The organism is Bradyrhizobium sp. CFUWI (assembly GCF_056429085.1).
Genome location: NZ_JBWJZE010000340.1, coordinates 1 through 307 on the forward strand (window position 1 = coordinate 1; position 307 = coordinate 307).

The following is a 307-nucleotide window of genomic DNA, read 5'->3' on the forward strand; positions in this document are numbered from 1 at the left end:
TCCCTGCGCGACGAAGAGCTGCGGGCCGAGCTCGCCGATCGTGCGGCGCGCTCGTTGCGAGATGAGGAACTGCGGGCCGATCGTGCAGCGCGCTCCCTGCGCGACGAAGAGCTGCGGGCCGAGCTCGTCGATCGTGCGGCGCGCTCGTTGCGAGATGAGGAACTGCGGGCCGATCGTGCAGCGCGCTCCCTGCGCGATGAAGAGCTGCGGGCCGAGCTCGCCGATCGTGCGGCGCGCTCGTTGCGAGATGAGGAACTGCGGGCCGATCGTGCAGCGCGCTCCCTGCGCGACGAAGAGCTGCGGGCCG

At 71.7% G+C, this 307-nt stretch carries 1 protein-coding gene; it reads right to left on the reverse strand.

Annotated features, from left to right (window positions below; genetic code table 11):
- The coding region (locus AC066S_RS40090) for a hypothetical protein (RefSeq protein WP_478272110.1) at window positions 1–307 on the reverse strand (307 nt) is incomplete at both ends.